The organism is Algoriphagus taiwanensis (assembly GCF_036245645.1).
Lineage (GTDB): Bacteria > Bacteroidota > Bacteroidia > Cytophagales > Cyclobacteriaceae > Algoriphagus > Algoriphagus taiwanensis.
Genome location: NZ_BTPE01000002.1, coordinates 294,676 through 309,536 on the forward strand (window position 1 = coordinate 294,676; position 14,861 = coordinate 309,536).

The 14,861-nt window shown below is 44.6% G+C and carries 14 protein-coding genes; 8 read left to right on the plus strand and 6 right to left on the minus strand.

Annotation, left to right across the window (positions count from 1 at the left end; translation table 11 throughout):
* Positions 1-4: 4 nt before the first annotated feature.
* Positions 5-850, minus strand: coding sequence for an OmpA family protein (locus tag AAA938_RS03515; protein ID WP_338227257.1), 846 nt, complete (start codon positions 848-850; stop codon positions 5-7).
* A gap of 205 nt (positions 851-1,055) precedes the next feature.
* A complete protein-coding gene (locus AAA938_RS03520; protein WP_338227258.1) occupies positions 1,056-1,637 on the minus strand; it encodes a DUF4136 domain-containing protein in 582 nt (193 codons plus the stop codon).
* Positions 1,638-1,899: 262 nt separating this feature from the next.
* On the opposite strand from AAA938_RS03520, the gene AAA938_RS03525 reads away from it, so the two are divergent.
* Together AAA938_RS03525 and AAA938_RS03530 are read left to right on the plus strand one after the other, a co-directional pair.
* On the plus strand, positions 1,900-2,499 hold the full coding sequence (locus tag AAA938_RS03525) for a uracil-DNA glycosylase family protein (protein ID WP_338227259.1): 600 nt from the start codon (positions 1,900-1,902) through the stop codon (positions 2,497-2,499).
* Positions 2,500-2,533: 34 nt separating this feature from the next.
* Entirely contained in the window at positions 2,534-3,679 is a 1,146-nt protein-coding gene (locus AAA938_RS03530; RefSeq protein WP_338227260.1) for a hypothetical protein, read from the plus strand.
* On the opposite strand, the gene AAA938_RS03535 is transcribed toward AAA938_RS03530, so the two are convergent.
* Entirely contained in the window at positions 3,676-4,593 is a 918-nt protein-coding gene (locus AAA938_RS03535) for an NAD-dependent epimerase/dehydratase family protein (RefSeq protein WP_338227261.1), read from the minus strand. The two genes, AAA938_RS03530 and AAA938_RS03535, sit on opposite strands and share 4 nt — an antisense overlap.
* An 81-nt stretch (positions 4,594-4,674) precedes the next feature.
* Between AAA938_RS03535 and AAA938_RS03540 the strand changes: the two genes are divergently transcribed.
* The 6 genes from AAA938_RS03540 (at position 4,675) to AAA938_RS03565 (ending at position 11,758) form a co-directional block, all read left to right on the plus strand.
* Entirely contained in the window at positions 4,675-5,283 is a 609-nt protein-coding gene (locus AAA938_RS03540; protein ID WP_338227262.1) for a class I SAM-dependent methyltransferase, read from the plus strand.
* 61 nt (positions 5,284-5,344) lie between these two features.
* Entirely contained in the window at positions 5,345-5,713 is a 369-nt protein-coding gene (locus AAA938_RS03545) for a DUF2116 family Zn-ribbon domain-containing protein (protein ID WP_338227263.1), read from the plus strand.
* Between the two features lie 58 nt (positions 5,714-5,771).
* Positions 5,772-7,463 carry a GMC oxidoreductase gene (locus tag AAA938_RS03550; protein ID WP_338227264.1) on the plus strand — a complete coding sequence of 564 codons (1,692 nt, stop codon included), beginning with the start codon at positions 5,772-5,774 and terminating at the stop codon, positions 7,461-7,463.
* A gap of 318 nt (positions 7,464-7,781) precedes the next feature.
* Positions 7,782-9,074, plus strand: a complete 1,293-nt coding sequence (locus tag AAA938_RS03555; RefSeq protein WP_338227265.1) for a prolyl oligopeptidase family serine peptidase — start codon at positions 7,782-7,784, stop codon at positions 9,072-9,074.
* Positions 9,075-9,395: 321 nt separating this feature from the next.
* The gene (locus tag AAA938_RS03560) at positions 9,396-10,475 is read left to right on the plus strand and encodes an acyl-CoA dehydrogenase family protein (protein ID WP_338227266.1); all 1,080 of its coding nucleotides are present in this window, start codon (positions 9,396-9,398) and stop codon (positions 10,473-10,475) included.
* Between the two features lie 218 nt (positions 10,476-10,693).
* Positions 10,694-11,758: a PA0069 family radical SAM protein gene (locus AAA938_RS03565; RefSeq protein WP_338227267.1), complete on the plus strand. Its 1,065-nt coding sequence runs from the start codon at positions 10,694-10,696 to the stop codon at positions 11,756-11,758.
* On the opposite strand, the gene AAA938_RS03570 is transcribed toward AAA938_RS03565, so the two are convergent.
* The 3 genes from AAA938_RS03570 to AAA938_RS03580 are packed head-to-tail and all read right to left on the minus strand — an operon-like array spanning position 11,759 to position 14,741.
* Positions 11,759-12,115 (minus strand): bleomycin resistance protein, encoded by a 357-nt coding sequence (locus AAA938_RS03570; protein ID WP_338227268.1) that lies wholly within the window; start codon positions 12,113-12,115, stop codon positions 11,759-11,761. It lies immediately after the preceding gene.
* Entirely contained in the window at positions 12,093-13,004 is a 912-nt protein-coding gene (locus AAA938_RS03575; protein WP_338227269.1) for an ATP-grasp domain-containing protein, read from the minus strand. Before AAA938_RS03575 ends, AAA938_RS03570 begins: the two co-directional genes overlap by 23 nt.
* A gap of 33 nt (positions 13,005-13,037) precedes the next feature.
* Entirely contained in the window at positions 13,038-14,741 is a 1,704-nt protein-coding gene (locus AAA938_RS03580) for an amidohydrolase (protein ID WP_338227270.1), read from the minus strand.
* Positions 14,742-14,861: the final 120 nt, after the last annotated feature.

Here is a 14,861-nt window from a genome sequence, read left to right on the forward strand (position 1 = left end):
TCCCTTACAGCATCGCAAAAAACATGTCAAGATCAGGAATCAGTACGATTCGGGTCCTTCTGTTTAGGGCCATGTTTTCTTTGGAGTCATTTTCCACGAGAGGCACATAGCTGGACCTCCCTGCTGCGATCATTTTTTCAGGAGCTACCCCATACTTCAGTTGCAGTTCTCTTACTATGGAAGTTGCGCGCTTTACGGAAAGATCCCAATTATCCTGAACCACTGCATTGGAGATTGTTCTCGGGTCAGTGTGGCCTTCGATCATGACCTGAAGGCTAGGCTCTGCATTGATGACCTCAGCCAGTTTGGAAAGCAGTGGATTTGCTTTAGCATTCAATCGGTAGCTTCCTGTATTGAACAGCAGTCTGTCTGAGACGCTGATCATGACCACCGTCTTGTCAATATCAATCTGCACGTCGTCTTCCGATCCATCGGATTCTGCGGTGATGTTTTGTTTGATATTGTACTCAATCGCAAGGTTTACTGAGTCCTCCAAGGTTTTAGCCTCAGCAAGTTTCGCAGGATCCACCTTGTTCAGGGTTTCTATCATTTTGTTTCTGGAGTTTTTTGACATCACTGCCGCTCCTTCGATGGATAGCATGGAGCTATTGGCGTCGCTTAGCTGATCATTGACTTCTCTGAGAGAGTTAATGCGGGCATTGTACTCGGCTATACGTGCTTCGATCGCGGCCATTTTTTCTTCCAACTCCGCTTTTTCCTGATTGGTGGTGGCGAGCTGAGCTTGAGTTTTGAAGAGATTGCTCTCCAATTCGGTGTACTTCTTTTTGGAGACACAGGAAGCCAAAAGTCCGAGGCTGAAAATTCCTGCTACGATTAATGATTTTTTCATGGTAGAATAATTTGTTGGTAGGCTCCATATTTTTCAAATGGTCTACCAAAAAGGACTTGGATGGATTTTTAAAATCTTAAAAAGTGTTAAAAAGTCTGTTTAGAGAAAATGGGAAAGGTTTTTTCATGGTGAAATATTTTTGAGTTTAGCCAAAAAAAATCCCCAAGCCTTGACAAGCTTGGGGATTCTTTAAAGGAATCGGGGATCATTCTCCTCGTTTCAAAATCTTAAATTCATTCATCACCCGGTAAGCTGCACGGGTAATGTCTGAGGGAAAAGTAGGGGAGTCAAAGTCAAAGTTTGCCGCAGTATACCCTTGCCAAATGGTGTTGCCCTTTCTGCTGTCGATTACATAAATGACAAGCATGCCGTTGTTTTCTGCGTATTTGACCATGTTGTAGGTTTCGTCTTTTTCCTGTTCCCGCTCGATCTCGCCTTCATCATTTCTGTAGGTCATTCCTGTGCGGTTAAGCCAATAGTCGAATTCCGGCTGTACATACCCTCGATAGCGAACCGAATCGGTGAAAATCTTATAGCTCACCAGCATGTCTGCTTTGGAGTCTTCTTCCCTGAATCCCTGGGAGCCGAGTCGGGCACCTATGGTGGCATTGAGCACAGGAGCGATAACCGTGGTGTCGATATCCTCAGACTGCACAAATGCGAAGGTCTTATACTTTTTGAATGAGCCTGTATAGTTGTAGTCGTAGTCCGTTACGTAGTCTTTGGAAGAAAAACAGGAAGCACAAAAAATCAGGACTAAAGCCGGGAGTAGAGTTCGGTATTTCATGGTGGTCAAGCTAGGTCTTGCCCGAAGGCAAATTCAATGTTCTTTAAACAGGGTAATCATTTATTTGTTTGTCAATTCTCTATTAATCAGATGACTAGAAACAATCAAAATTTAAATAAAACTCACTTAAAAGTCTATTCTTTTTATTTGTCCTGAGAAAAAATTGGCCAAAATGTAGTTTGCGCGACTTGAATTGTGATTTGAAATGGCTGTATGAATAAAAGTCGGTAGTTAAAAAAGGTCTGTCTTGTAAATTTATTCCATGAGTTTGAGTGACAAAAAGAATAGAGGTCTGGATTTGGTGGATCGGGTCAAGGCTTGCCAAATCTGTGAGGGAAAACTTCCCTTGGGTCCTAGGCCTGTATTTTCCATTCATCCCAAAAGCAAAATCCTGATCATTGGTCAGGCACCGGGAACCAAAGTGCATGCCACCGGAGTGCCTTGGAATGATCCAAGTGGAGAAGAACTCCGCCGATGGCTGAATGTGGACCGGGATATTTTCTACAATCCGGAGATTTTCGGGATTATGCCCATGGGATTTTGCTATCCTGGTCGGGGAAAAAGTGGAGATCTTCCGCCCATGGCGGAATGCGCCCCCAACTGGCACGGACAGCTGAAGAACCTGATGCCTGAGATTAGCCTTTCACTTTTGATTGGGAGCTATGCTCAAGGATACTATTTAAAGGATCGGATTAAGCAGAACCTGACTGAGACTGTTCGAGCTTTTGAAGAATATCTGCCCGAATTTTTCCCTTTGGTGCATCCTTCGCCAAGAAACCGGCTTTGGATGAAGAAAAATCCTTGGTTTGAGGAAAAAGTAATTCCTGAACTTCAGGCTTTGATTCACCAATTTTTGTCTTAATTTTAAAAAATTCATTTTCTTACTTTAACTCTTTATGAAAAAACATTTTCTAAGCCTTTTGGCCTGTGTATTTTTTCTGTGCTCCTGCGATAAAGCTTCTCCAGAAAAACCAACTTCATTTTCCCTCGTTTTGCAAGACTCCCTGCTGATAGATCAGTTGGAGCCACGGTACTTGATTGATTATGATGCTGCGAAAGGACATTATTTGCTTTCCAGCAATTCCTACTACCAGTACATGGAAGTGGATGAATCAGGCAACATTCTCAGCAAGGACAGTATTCCATGGGATGGTCCTGAGGCCGTCTCCATGATTTTGGGAATGGGATATGCAAATGGAAAAGTGGCCTTAGTAAGCGATTCCAAGGGGTTTCTTTTTTATGAAAATGGAAGACCTGTCGATGAATTGAAAGTCCCTTATGCCTACACTTCATTCAATTTCCTTCCAAAGTTATCTCTTCTGCCTTGGAAAGGAGGTTTTCTTTACCCTCGCTTCATGGCGGAAAGTGAGCATGAAGGAGGATTTACAGATGAGTTTTACAGCAAAACGTATTCAGACCCTCTTTTCTCCTTCCAAAAGGAGGGAGACTCCATCCGATTTATGGTGTCGCTTCCAGAAGAGGCTCAGTTTCTAGACGGACGATTCCACGGGAGTCTGGTGCTCGTCCCCTTTCTGAAAGGGAAGGATTTGTATCTGCTGGATTGGATTCGTCCGGAGATTTTGCATTATAGGGACGAAGGAGGGGAGTTTATCCATCAGAGGACGATCAATCTGCCTTTTGACAAGTGGGTGGGATATGATCCGGTGCCGATGAACCAAGCCTCATCTTTCTATGAGAGTTTTGGAAAGAAAATGCCGGGAACTGTACGCGATATCTTAGCTGTTGGAGACTATTTTTTGGTTCAGTATCAAAACGGGATTTCAGAGGAACTTTTTCCCCAAGCCAAAAATGAATCAGGAAGAATGGACCCTGAAAAGATCTATCAGCTCAATCCTCCTTTGCTTGCCGTTTTGGATCAAGAACTTAATGTACTGGCGAAAGGAATCGAACTTCCTCAGGGCGTGAATGGGCAAATGGTAGTCAATAAGCAAGGGGAGCTGGTCGGAATGAAAAATCCGAGCCTTTCTTCCACCGAAGAAGAAGGACTGATCCTATACCGGATGAAACTGATTGTGGATTAAAGACAGGAAGCCAAACCCTCTGCGAAAGGGGTGGGTTTGATTCCGAATTCTTTTTTGAGTTTGGAAGGATCCAGGCAGTAATCCATGGCTGTTTGGTATTTGAGTTCCCGTACTTCCTTTAGCGGGGGAATAAACAAGCCCAGTAGCCAAACCAAAAAGCTGGGCATGACCATCAGTTTGGTGTTTTTGCCTAGTTTTTCATTGAGCATTTGCGTGATTTCCTGAGCGCTGGGATAGCTGGGGTCTGTAGGGAGGTTCCAAGTTTGATTCCATGCATTTTCCTGAAGGGAGAGAAAGGCCGTGGCTTTTCCAGCATCGGGAATGTAGGTAAATGAGTGTTTTTTATCTCCTGCATAGGTCCATTGGGGATTCTTTCCGGCTTTCACTCGCTCGATAACCAATTCATTCAAAAAGCTGTTTTTGGCTTTAGGACCATAGAAATCAGCCGCTCTTACTACCATGGCCTGAAGCTGTTTCTGCTTTACAGCCAGCCAGAGCATTTCCAGAATTTGCTTTCTGACTTTCCCTTTCCTGCTTTTGGGGTTCATTGGAGTTTCTTCGGTAAGATGGCCCACTTTTCCCGGATCAAGGGCATACATGTTGTCAAAAAAGACCAGGCGGCATTGTTTGGCTATGCATGCTTCCAAGGTGTTTTTCATGATGATCGGCCAGTCTCTTTCCCAGATTTTGGCAGAATAAGTGATTCCAGCGCAGAGATAGACGATTTCTGCACCCTTTACCGCTTGATGCACTTGTTGGGCATTTAGCAAGTCAGCCTGCATAAGCTCGTCCGATTCATTGACTTTATTGGGATTTCGGCTGACTTGTCGGACTGAGATTCCTTTGGAAAATAGCGCTTGTGAAATGGCATTGCCAATGTTGCCATTGGCGCCGAGGATTACGTGAAGTGGCATGGCTCGCTGGATTATGTGATATAATTTACAGCTTTCAGGAAGTTAACTCCTTTACTTTGCCCCGGTTTTTAATAAAAGAGTATGAAAGAATTTTGGAACGCCCGATATCAGGAAGAAGCCTATGCCTATGGTAAAGAACCTAATGTATTTCTTCAGAAAGAACTGCCCAAGCTAAAGCCGGGAAAGGCGCTGTTTCCGGCTGAAGGGGAAGGCCGGAATGCAGTTTTTGCTGCTAGGTTGGGATGGGAGGTTACTGCTTTTGATTTTTCTGAAGAGGCTAAAATAAAGGCAGAAAAACTTGCCAAAGAGATGCAGGTAAATCTGGATTATCAGGTTTCGAGTCTTGAGGAGTTTTCAGCAGAGCCTGAGTCCTTTGACCTTTTGGTTTTGATTTTCGCACATTTTCCGGCAGGGAAAAGGAGAGAGTTTCACAGAAAGCTAGTGACATTTGTTAAGGCGGGAGGATTGCTGATTCTGGAAGGCTTCTCCAAAGATCATCTTCGCTTCAATTCAATCAATGCAAAAGCCGGAGGGCCTAAAGATGAATCCATGCTTTTCAGTTTGGAGGAATTGAAGATGGATTTTATGGGGATGGAGTTCCTGATGCTTGATGAATTGGAAACCGTTTTGAAAGAAGGGGAATACCATGATGGTAAGTCGGCTGTGGTCAGATTGCTCGCCCAAAAGTGACTTTGGTCTTCCGAATTGCTTTTTTAAACTAATTTCCTAAATTCCAGAAAACTTTTTCATTATGCTAGCTGAACAAAGACAATGCTTACACTGCGGAAAACCCATTCAAGGTCGATTGGATAAGAAGTTTTGCGATGATTCCTGCCGCAACACTTACAATAATTCCCAAAATGCCATATCCACCAATCTCATCCGAAATATCAATCATGCTTTGAAGAAAAATCGGAACATTTTGGAAAGTTGTATTCCGACGGGTGAAGTATTGGCCAAAGTGCCTAAAGAAAAGCTTCAGACAAAGGGTTTTAGCTTTCGTTATTATACCCATACCTATCAAAACAAAAAGGGCAATCTGTACCATTATTGCTATGATTATGGATACCTCGAACTGGACAATGACTGGTTCTTGGTAGTAAAGGGGAAAGAATCCTGATGTTTAACTTTTTTAAAAAATTTAAAAAAGTCTGCTTCTTTTCTTTTATTTTTCCCGTATGAATTCCAATCAATTTGATGCGATCGTAGTAGGCTCAGGAATCTCCGGAGGATGGGCTGCCAAAGAACTTTGTGAGAAAGGCCTGAAGACGCTGGTTCTCGAAAGAGGGCGCCAAGTGGAGCACCTGAAGGACTATCCGACCATGACTTCGGCCCCTTGGGAGATGCCCCATCGCAATCAGATTCCTCTGGAAGACAAAAGAGAAAATCCGGTGGTCAACCGCTGCTATGCTTACAAAGAGGATACTCAGCACTTTTTTGTGAAAGATTCCGAGCATCCCTATGTGCAAACCAAGCCCTTTGACTGGGTTCGCGGATATCAGGTTGGAGGAAAATCCCTGATTTGGGCCCGACAGACCCAGCGATGGAGCAAATATGATTTTGAAGGACCTGCCCGGGATGGATTTGCCGTGGATTGGCCGATTCGCTATGAGGACATAGCACCCTGGTACAGTTATGTGGAGCGGTTTGTAGGAATCAGCGGAAACTACGATGGCTTGGATACCTTGCCGGATGGGGAGTTTTTACCCGCATGGGAGATGAATTGTGTGGAAAAAGAAATCCAAAAGCGGATTTTGGACGCTTATGGAGACCGAAAGTTTGTCATCGGCCGATGCGCTCACCTGACTCAGCCCAAGGAAGTTCACGTCGCACAAGGTCGGGGGCAGTGCATGGCAAGAAATCAGTGCTATCGAGGCTGTCCTTTCGGAGGATACTTCAGCAGCAATTCTTCCACTCTGCCTACAGCAGCCAAAACCGGCAATTTGACCCTTCGGCCGGATTCGGTAGTTCATTCCCTGATTTGGGATGAGGAAAAAAACAAAGTCACCGGAGTACGGGTCATCGATCGGGTCACTCAGGAAGCGAAGGAGTACTTTGCCAAGGTGATTTTCCTGAATGCCGCCTGCCTGAATACGAATTTGATTTTGATGAATTCCATTTCCAATCGTTTCCCCAATGGACTGGGGAATGATTCCGGTTTGCTGGGCAAATACATTGCTTTCCACAACTACCGGGGGACGATCAGTGCAGGATTTGAGGGTTTCGAAGATGGATACTACTATGGACGGAGACCCACCGCGGTGATGCTGCCCAATTTCCGGAATGTGAAGAAGCAGGAGACGGATTTTCTCAGAGGCTATATGACCTTCTACTCAGCGGGAAGATCAGGATGGGGAGGGGCAAGAGATTTGCCTTTTGGAGCTGAATTCAAGGAGGCCAATTCCGTTCCTGGTTCTTGGTCTGTATTTATGATGATGCAGGGAGAGACCATTCCAAAGGAAAGTAACCAAGTCAGATTGAGCACAGATCAAAAAGATCCATGGGGTATTCCTCAACTGGAAATCGATGTGGCTTACGATGATAATGACGAAAAGGTCCTTGCTGATTTTCTCCAGCAGGGTGAGGAAATGCTGACCAAAGCAGGCTGCATCGATATCCGAAAATCAGACAGCAAGCAAGCGCCCGGACTGGATATCCATGAAATGGGAGGGGTAAGAATGGGTCGGGATCCTAAAACCTCTCTTTTAAACGGGTTCAATCAAATGCACTTGGCTTCAAACGTCTTTGTCACGGATGGAGCTGCCATGACTTCTACAGGCACCCAAAATCCTTCCATTACCTACATGGCCCTCACTGCCCGGGCGGTGGATTATGCAGTGCAGGAATTGAAAAAGGGGAGTATTAAGTAGGGGAGCAGGGGAGTTTGGGAGTATGGGGGTAAGGAAGTAAGTAAGGTTGAATACTTCTATTTCCCATTCCTAGGTCATGGGCTATTTTCCAAACTAAAATTTCCCTCTTTTGCTCTTTCAATTTCGAATATGGAACATCGAATTTCGAAGGAAGAAGGATCGAAGCCGTTTTCCAACCTTCCCCCTTTTCAATTTTCCAACTCTGCTGGTACTTCCAACCTCCCGACTTACCCGCCTTTCAAGTAATTTTTATTGGGCGTTCTTTAACTTTTGCGAAATTCCCTTCCAAAATCTCTCAAACCCAAAATCATCCCTATCATGAAAAAAAATCTGCTATTTCTTTTAGCATTCCTTACTATGCCCTTGCTGACTTGGGCAAATATTAATTCCCAACCTACCCCCGGAAGCTACAAACTGATCGTGGAAGGATTTGACTGGGGACCTGCGGTCAGTAGACTGGTACTCAGCATGGATCAGCCGATCGAAGAGCCAAGAGCCTCTGATTTTGAAATCTTTGTATCCAGATCATCCTCCCAGGGAGAGATTCCCGAAGCTGCACGAAATGGAAAACGAACTGTGGTTACTTCTTATTCATCAGACTCTGATGGGAACCGACAGGATGATGGAAAATTTTTGACCTTGGTTTTGGCAGTAAGCCCCAATAATCCGATTATGTCCTCCATGCAATACCTCAGGATGGGGAATCGCGCTTCCAATGTCTGGATTGACTATCAGGTCACCGTGCTTCATGCCAAATCCGGACAAGTTTGGAACCAATCCAACGGGACTTTACAGCAAGACTTAAAGGAATTTGACCTTAGTGGAAAATTCACCCATCAGAATACCACTTTAACCTACGGCGCTTTTGCTCCAAAAAATGTGACCGGCAAAGCTCCTTTGATCATTTGGCTGCATGGTGGAGGAGAGGGAGGTACTGACCCAAGCATTGCTCTTTTGGGAAATAAGGCATACAATTATGCCTCTCCGGAAATTCAAGTGCTTTTTGGAGGTGCTTATGTTTTGGCTCCTCAGACTCCTACTTTTTGGATGGATTCAGGACAGGGAATGACCAGAGGTCAGGTCAATGATATTTACAATGCCGCAGTCTTTGCTTTGATTCAGGACTATGTGGCAAAAAATCCCGGAATTGACCCTAATCGAATCTATGTCGGAGGTTGCTCCAATGGAGGCTATATTTCCTTGAAATTGATCTTTGAGCATCCGGATTATTTTGCAGCTGGCTACATCAGTGCTTTGGCTTTCAATAATGAATTCGTCACCGATCAAATGGTCCAAAAGATTAAGAACGTGCCCATTTGGTTTGTTCACTCCAAGGATGACATGACTACAAAACCTGACGAAACTGTAGTTCCACTTTTTGATCGATTAAAGAAAGCAGGAGCGAAGAATGTGCATTTCTCCTACTATGATAATGTCACTGATGTGACAGGCCTATACGGTGGGGAAGATTTCCGATACAATGGGCATTGGTCTTGGGTCTATTCCCATGCCAATACCGCCAGGTTGGATTTGGATGGTAAGCCTGTGATGGTGGATGGAAAGCCGGTTACCATCATGGAATGGATGGCAGCACAGCGAAAGAAAAAGTAAAAGGTGGTTGGTGGGGACACCAACCACGGCGAAAATCGAAAACTTTTCCAAAGTTCTAAACTTTGGAAAAGTTGAATCCATTTTCAGTTATCCTGCTTTTCCGAAAGCAGGATTATTTTTGGCTAGTCCTGCTCCGATAGCCATCGGAGGAGAAGCAGGACAGCTTCCTTTTCTTTAAAATACATTTCTCGCGAAGCCGCTAGGGCTCTAAGATTTTTGGCTTCTTTGCGACTTGCCGTCTTAGCGAGAGCATATTTTAACTTGCCAAGCTTCTGTAGAAACTGGATAGCCATTAGGTCTTTTTATTCGTAAACTTACTTCATGAAATTTTCCGAATTGATTAACACCGATTGGGCACAGAAAGCAGAAAAGCAGGGTCGTCTGACCGCTGAGATGCTCGAACTGATTTACCTTGAAAAATGGTTCAAGCTATTCGTTCCAAAGGAATTAGATGGGCTTGGATTGACCCTTCCGGAAGCTTTGCAGTTGGAGGAGCGAATTGCCCGGCAGGATGGTAGTTTGGGATGGACAGTGACCCTCTGTGCCGGAGCGGCTTGGTTTGTGGGGTTTTTGGATCAGGAACTGGCAAAGGAAGTTTTTGCTGACCCCAAAGTTTGTCTAGCGGGCAGTGGATTTGTGGGAGGAAAAGCAGACCTGATTGGGGAAGAGTATCTCATTTCCGGTCAATGGACCTATGCTTCGGGAGCTTTGCATGCCACTCATTTCACCGCCAATTGCGAGATTTTGGAAAACGGCAAACCGCTTTTGGACAAAAAGGGAAACCCTGTCGTCAAAGCATTTATTCTCAAAAAGGAGGAAGTTCAAATTCTCGATGGCTGGAGCTATATGGGCATGGTCGCTACGGGAAGTCATGCCTTCAAAGCCGAAAACATCAAGATTCCCTCCAATCGATCCTTTGAAATTCTCCCCTCGAAGGTCAAGCTGAAAAGTCCCATCTATCGGTACCCCTTTTTGCAATTTGCCGAGGCCACTTTAGCTGTCAATATTTTGGGGATTTCCCTGCACTTGCAGGAATTGATTTCCTTGACCTTCTGGAAAAGAAACGAAACCAGAAAGTACGATGAAAAGCACCTAAAATACTTCCGAAAACAGGAAAAGAAAGCTCTGGAAAAGCTGGAGAAGATGAGAGCTGATTTCTATGAGGTGGTTTCAAAGTCTTGGAAAGAACTCCAAAAAGAGGATAAAATCTCCAAAAAGACGCTCAGATCGGTCAGTAAAGTCAGCCGAAAGCTCACCTCCGCTTGCCGTGAACTCAATGCCAAAATGTACCCTTTTGCCGGGTTGGAAGCGGCCAAGACTCATACCGAACTCAATCGGGTTTGGAGGGATTTTAATACGGTCAGTCAGCATGCGCTGTTAATTTTTCCTTTTAACGATTGAAAGATTGGGTTGAAAGGCAAGGAAGCTTTGAAGTAAGGAGGTATGGGAGAAAGGGAGTCTGGAAGTTAGCTTCAGAGATATCCACCTGAAAAGTGTTCAAATCTAGGTTACCGGTTCGTAAATCGTAATTCGTAAATCCCAAATAAGCCGACATTTCCAGTCAAGTCCCTTTTCTTTTCTCAAAATAGGGTTAAAATAAGCTGCTTGATTTTGACAAAATGCTTGACAGGGAAGAGGAATATTTCAAAGGAAGGGGTGCACAGATTCAGTCTGGCAACCGATTTTTAGCCAATAGGATCGTAACGGAGCATATAGAGGGGATTGACGAGCCACTTTTGCTTTCTCCCAAAACCGAAGTCCGAATCGAGCATCCCAAGACCATTGTCAATCCCATTACCAGTCCTGATATCGGGTTGAGTTTTTCCCTCAATCCCTATCAGGGCTGTGAGCACGGCTGCATCTATTGCTATGCACGCAATTCCCATGAATACTATGGATATACTGCGGGTTTGGATTTTGAAACCAAGCTGATGGCCAAGCCGGATGCACCTAGACTTTTGGAAAAGAAACTCTTGTCCAAAAGCTGGAAAGTGGCGCCGATTTCCCTTTCCGGGAATACGGATTGCTATCAGCCTTTGGAGAAGGAGATGAAGATTACCCGAGAATTATTGAAGGTTTTTGTCCGGTACCGACATCCGGTAGGATTGATCACCAAAAACAGTCTGATTCTTCGGGATTTGGATCTTTTGAAAGATTTGGCCAGTGAAAACTTAGTGCAGGTTTATCTTTCGATCACCACCTTGGATGATGAATTAAGAAGGAAAATGGAACCGAGAACTGCCAGTGCGGCCAAACGACTGAAAACCTTGGAGTCTTTGGCGAAGGCTGGAATTCCGGTAGCAGTCATGAATGCTCCGATCATTCCCGGGCTGAATCACCATGAAATACCTGCTATTCTAAAAGCCTCCTCAGACCATGGGGCCAAAGGAGCGGGGATGATCGTGGTCAGACTTAATGGCAAGCTCGAGGAGATTTTCAGTGACTGGCTGCAAAAGAACTACCCCGACAGATTCCAGAAAGTCATGCATCAGATTGCCGAACTGCATGGTGGAAAAGTGCAGGACAATGAATTTGGAAGGCGGATGAAAGGGGAGGGAGTGCTGGCAGAAAGTATCCATCAGCTTTTTCGACAAGCTAGAAAAAGATATTTTCAGGATCGTTCTATGCCTGAGTTTAACCTGAAAGCTTTCCGAAAAGGTGGGAATTTGAGTTTTGACTATTGATCAAACGGCTTGTCCGAAAGTCAGCAAATTATGGTCTGGGTCTAAGACGGAAAATTCCATTTGTCCCCAAGGCTTAGCCTGAAGGGGTCCATTGGGATGAATAGGAACTTTTCGGTCTAAAAATTCCCGGTAAAGGCCTTTGATATCAGAAGTTCGGATATACACTTGCCCGTAGTTTTCCAAAGGATTGAGTTCTGGAAAGAGAAAAAAATGAAGCTCCACTTGATCTTTTTCCACCATGAGATATTCAGGGTAGTTCCCGCTTCCCATGGGCCTAAATCCGAGTAAATGGATGTAAAACTCCTCAGTGATTTTTTTGTCCCGCATGGGAAGTTTAGGATGGATGGTTTGTAGCATGGGGCAAATTTGTATGCGCTTGGTTTTTCCTCCAAAATTCATCCAATAGCTCAGCAAAAACCTTGGGAGAATCGGGGTCAAATCGAAAATAAAGGCAAGGTTCGATCAGCTCTAGTTCCATCAATGCAAAGGTGTTTTTCGTTGTCCTGACCAAATCAACCCGGGCATAAAATGGGGGCTGAGGCAGAGCAGCCATTGCTTTTTCTGCAGCTTTGAGAAGCCCTTCCTCAGGTTTAGAAATTGGAATAACTCCACCACCATGTTCTTCCTGAACCCGAAAATCTCCTTTTCCGACCGTTTTCAGGATGGTGTGGCTGAGTTTTCCATTGAAGTACATCAGAGAAAACTCCCCTTCCTCAACCACACTGTTCATGAAGGGTTGGAGCATGCCTACCTTATTCTTGAAAAAAGGAAGGACTATCGTCCAGGATGCTTCATCTGATTTTTTGATCCGAAAAGTATCATCTGCATTGGCACCAATCTGAGGTTTTACAATCAACTCATCGGTTTGAAATACTTCAAACGCATTTCGAATGTCTGCAAGTTGGAGGAAGGAGGGCTTGATCGTGGGAACCAATTCCACGCCCTTGGACTCCAATTCGAAAAGGTAGCTTTTGTTAACATTCCAATGCACCAATTCCAGGGAGTTTAAAAGAATGGCATTGGATTGATTGATTTTGTAAAGCACTCGCAGAAACTCCGTGAGGTGATTTTGGTAGTCCCAAGGGCTGCGGATGACTACCAAATCAAATCGGTTCCAGTCCGTGTCTTGATTCCAGGGAATGTTTTGAACAGTCCAGCCCAATTCTTCCAAATATGGGTGAACCAAATCATCATCGATAAACCAACCCTCGGTATTCGAAATGGAAAGAAAAGCGCATGCAGGCATAGAGGCAATTTTGTAGAAAAGTAAGCAAAAATTCTATTCGCGCTTATAGATTGATTTTCCTTCTTTGATTGTCTGCATGACTTGAATATCCTTGATGTCATCCGGATCTACTTTCAGCGGATTTTTATCCAAAATGACCAAATCTGCCAGTTTTCCGGCTTCCAAACTCCCTTTTTTATCCTCTTCGAAATGCTGATAAGCCGACCAGATCGTGATCGCCTGAAGTGCTTCATAGGGATTAAGTCTTTCACTTTCTCCGATAATTGCACCTGATCGGGAGGTGCGATTCACTGCTGTCCACACGACTCGCATCAGGTTGGGCAATGCCACCGGAGCATCGGTGTGGATCGTGACTTTCATTCCTTTATCCAAAGCAGTCTTCACCGGGCTGATTTTATTTCCCAATTCATCCCCGATGATCTGCTTGTGCCAGTCTCCCCAATAGAAGGTATGTAAAGGAAATAGTGAGCCGATTACATCGAGGTCTTTGAGTGAATCCAATTGATCTTCCCGGACATATTGCCCGTGAATCAGGGTGTTTCTTCGATCACCCAGTCCGTATTTTTCTACATTAGGTCTAAGAGTTCGGATCAATTGATCAATCGCAGCATCCCCATTTCCATGAGCAATTACCTGCCAGTTGTTTTGAAAGGCTTTTTCCAAATAGGCTTGAACCATGGAATCTTGGGGAATGGCTGGATAGCCTGCATAATCTTTGCCTTGTCCGTCGGGTGGAAGTAGGTAGGGCGTAGTCCTCCAGGCAGTTCTTCCTTGGGGAGAACCATCCAGGGTAATCTTCATTCCACCGATTCGGTAGTGATTGGTGTATTTCTTGGAATTCCAGGGAGTACTCATGTATGGATCCACAAAGAGATAGTCGATGTAGCTAACTACATCAATTTTCAGCATGCCTTTTTCAGCCTTATTGACCAGATCTTCATGGTTTTGCATGGCTCTTCCTTCCTGCGCTGTGGTGTACCCAAATGAGATGGCCATATTTTGACCTGCTTCAAAAAACTTATTCGCTGCGGCCATATCTTTTGGCATCAATCCATACATCATATTGGGTATGGCCGCCAGTTCTTCCAGCACTCCATTTGGAGTTTTTCCATCTTCCTCTCTTCGGATGATTCCCCCTTCCGGGTCAGGGGTATCGGCAGTGATGCCAAGAATTTCCAAGCCTTTGGAATTGACTACGGAAAAGTGTCCGGAGATATGGATGATCATGATGGGAAACTCAGTGGTCACTTGATCCAGGTCATGCCGGGTGGGGAAGCGTTTTTCTTCCAAAACCGAATCGTCAAAACCAGTTCCAATGATCCATCCGGTCAAGGCCCGGTTTTCAGGTGTGTTCCATTCCTTCAGAATCTGAATCATGGTTGGAATGTCCTTACAGCCAGCATCCGGTGGAGGTAGAAGTAGGGCAGCAATGGCCTGAAGACCAAAATTGGAAAAATGGGCATGTCCGTCGATAAATCCCGGGAGTAAAGTTTTTCCCTGAAGATCTACGGAAGCTGCATTTTTTCCAGCCAATTCCTGAGCTTCTGCCAGTGAACCCACGAATAGGATTTTTCCCTCTTGCTCCACCAAAGCCTCGGCGTATTCGGGTTGGTCTCCGGCCAGGGTAAGTATATCACCGCCAGAGTAGATCGTGCTTGGCGATTCATTTTTTGGGTTTTCGCAGCTCCAAAAAGTCACCATTGAAACTAGAAAAATGATCAATCCTTTAATTTTCATCGTCTTAACTATTAAAATTGGAAAGGTTGGAATTAATTAAAAATAGATAAAATAACTATCGGAGAAGAGGAGTGAGATCTGATTTTTAGCATGGGAAAAAATATTTTTTTCAGATGTTTA

Coding starts and splice junctions, on each gene's coding strand:
- AAA938_RS03515 (WP_338227257.1), bottom strand. CDS start 850: ATGAAAAAATCATTAATCGTAGCAGGAATTTTCAGCCTCGGACTTTTG.
- AAA938_RS03520 (WP_338227258.1), bottom strand. CDS start 1,637: ATGAAATACCGAACTCTACTCCCGGCTTTAGTCCTGATTTTTTGTGCT.
- AAA938_RS03525 (WP_338227259.1), top strand. CDS start 1,900: ATGAGTTTGAGTGACAAAAAGAATAGAGGTCTGGATTTGGTGGATCGG.
- AAA938_RS03530 (WP_338227260.1), top strand. CDS start 2,534: ATGAAAAAACATTTTCTAAGCCTTTTGGCCTGTGTATTTTTTCTGTGC.
- AAA938_RS03535 (WP_338227261.1), bottom strand. CDS start 4,593: ATGCCACTTCACGTAATCCTCGGCGCCAATGGCAACATTGGCAATGCC.
- AAA938_RS03540 (WP_338227262.1), top strand. CDS start 4,675: ATGAAAGAATTTTGGAACGCCCGATATCAGGAAGAAGCCTATGCCTAT.
- AAA938_RS03545 (WP_338227263.1), top strand. CDS start 5,345: ATGCTAGCTGAACAAAGACAATGCTTACACTGCGGAAAACCCATTCAA.
- AAA938_RS03550 (WP_338227264.1), top strand. CDS start 5,772: ATGAATTCCAATCAATTTGATGCGATCGTAGTAGGCTCAGGAATCTCC.
- AAA938_RS03555 (WP_338227265.1), top strand. CDS start 7,782: ATGAAAAAAAATCTGCTATTTCTTTTAGCATTCCTTACTATGCCCTTG.
- AAA938_RS03560 (WP_338227266.1), top strand. CDS start 9,396: ATGAAATTTTCCGAATTGATTAACACCGATTGGGCACAGAAAGCAGAA.
- AAA938_RS03565 (WP_338227267.1), top strand. CDS start 10,694: ATGCTTGACAGGGAAGAGGAATATTTCAAAGGAAGGGGTGCACAGATT.
- AAA938_RS03570 (WP_338227268.1), bottom strand. CDS start 12,115: ATGCTACAAACCATCCATCCTAAACTTCCCATGCGGGACAAAAAAATC.
- AAA938_RS03575 (WP_338227269.1), bottom strand. CDS start 13,004: ATGCCTGCATGCGCTTTTCTTTCCATTTCGAATACCGAGGGTTGGTTT.
- AAA938_RS03580 (WP_338227270.1), bottom strand. CDS start 14,741: ATGAAAATTAAAGGATTGATCATTTTTCTAGTTTCAATGGTGACTTTT.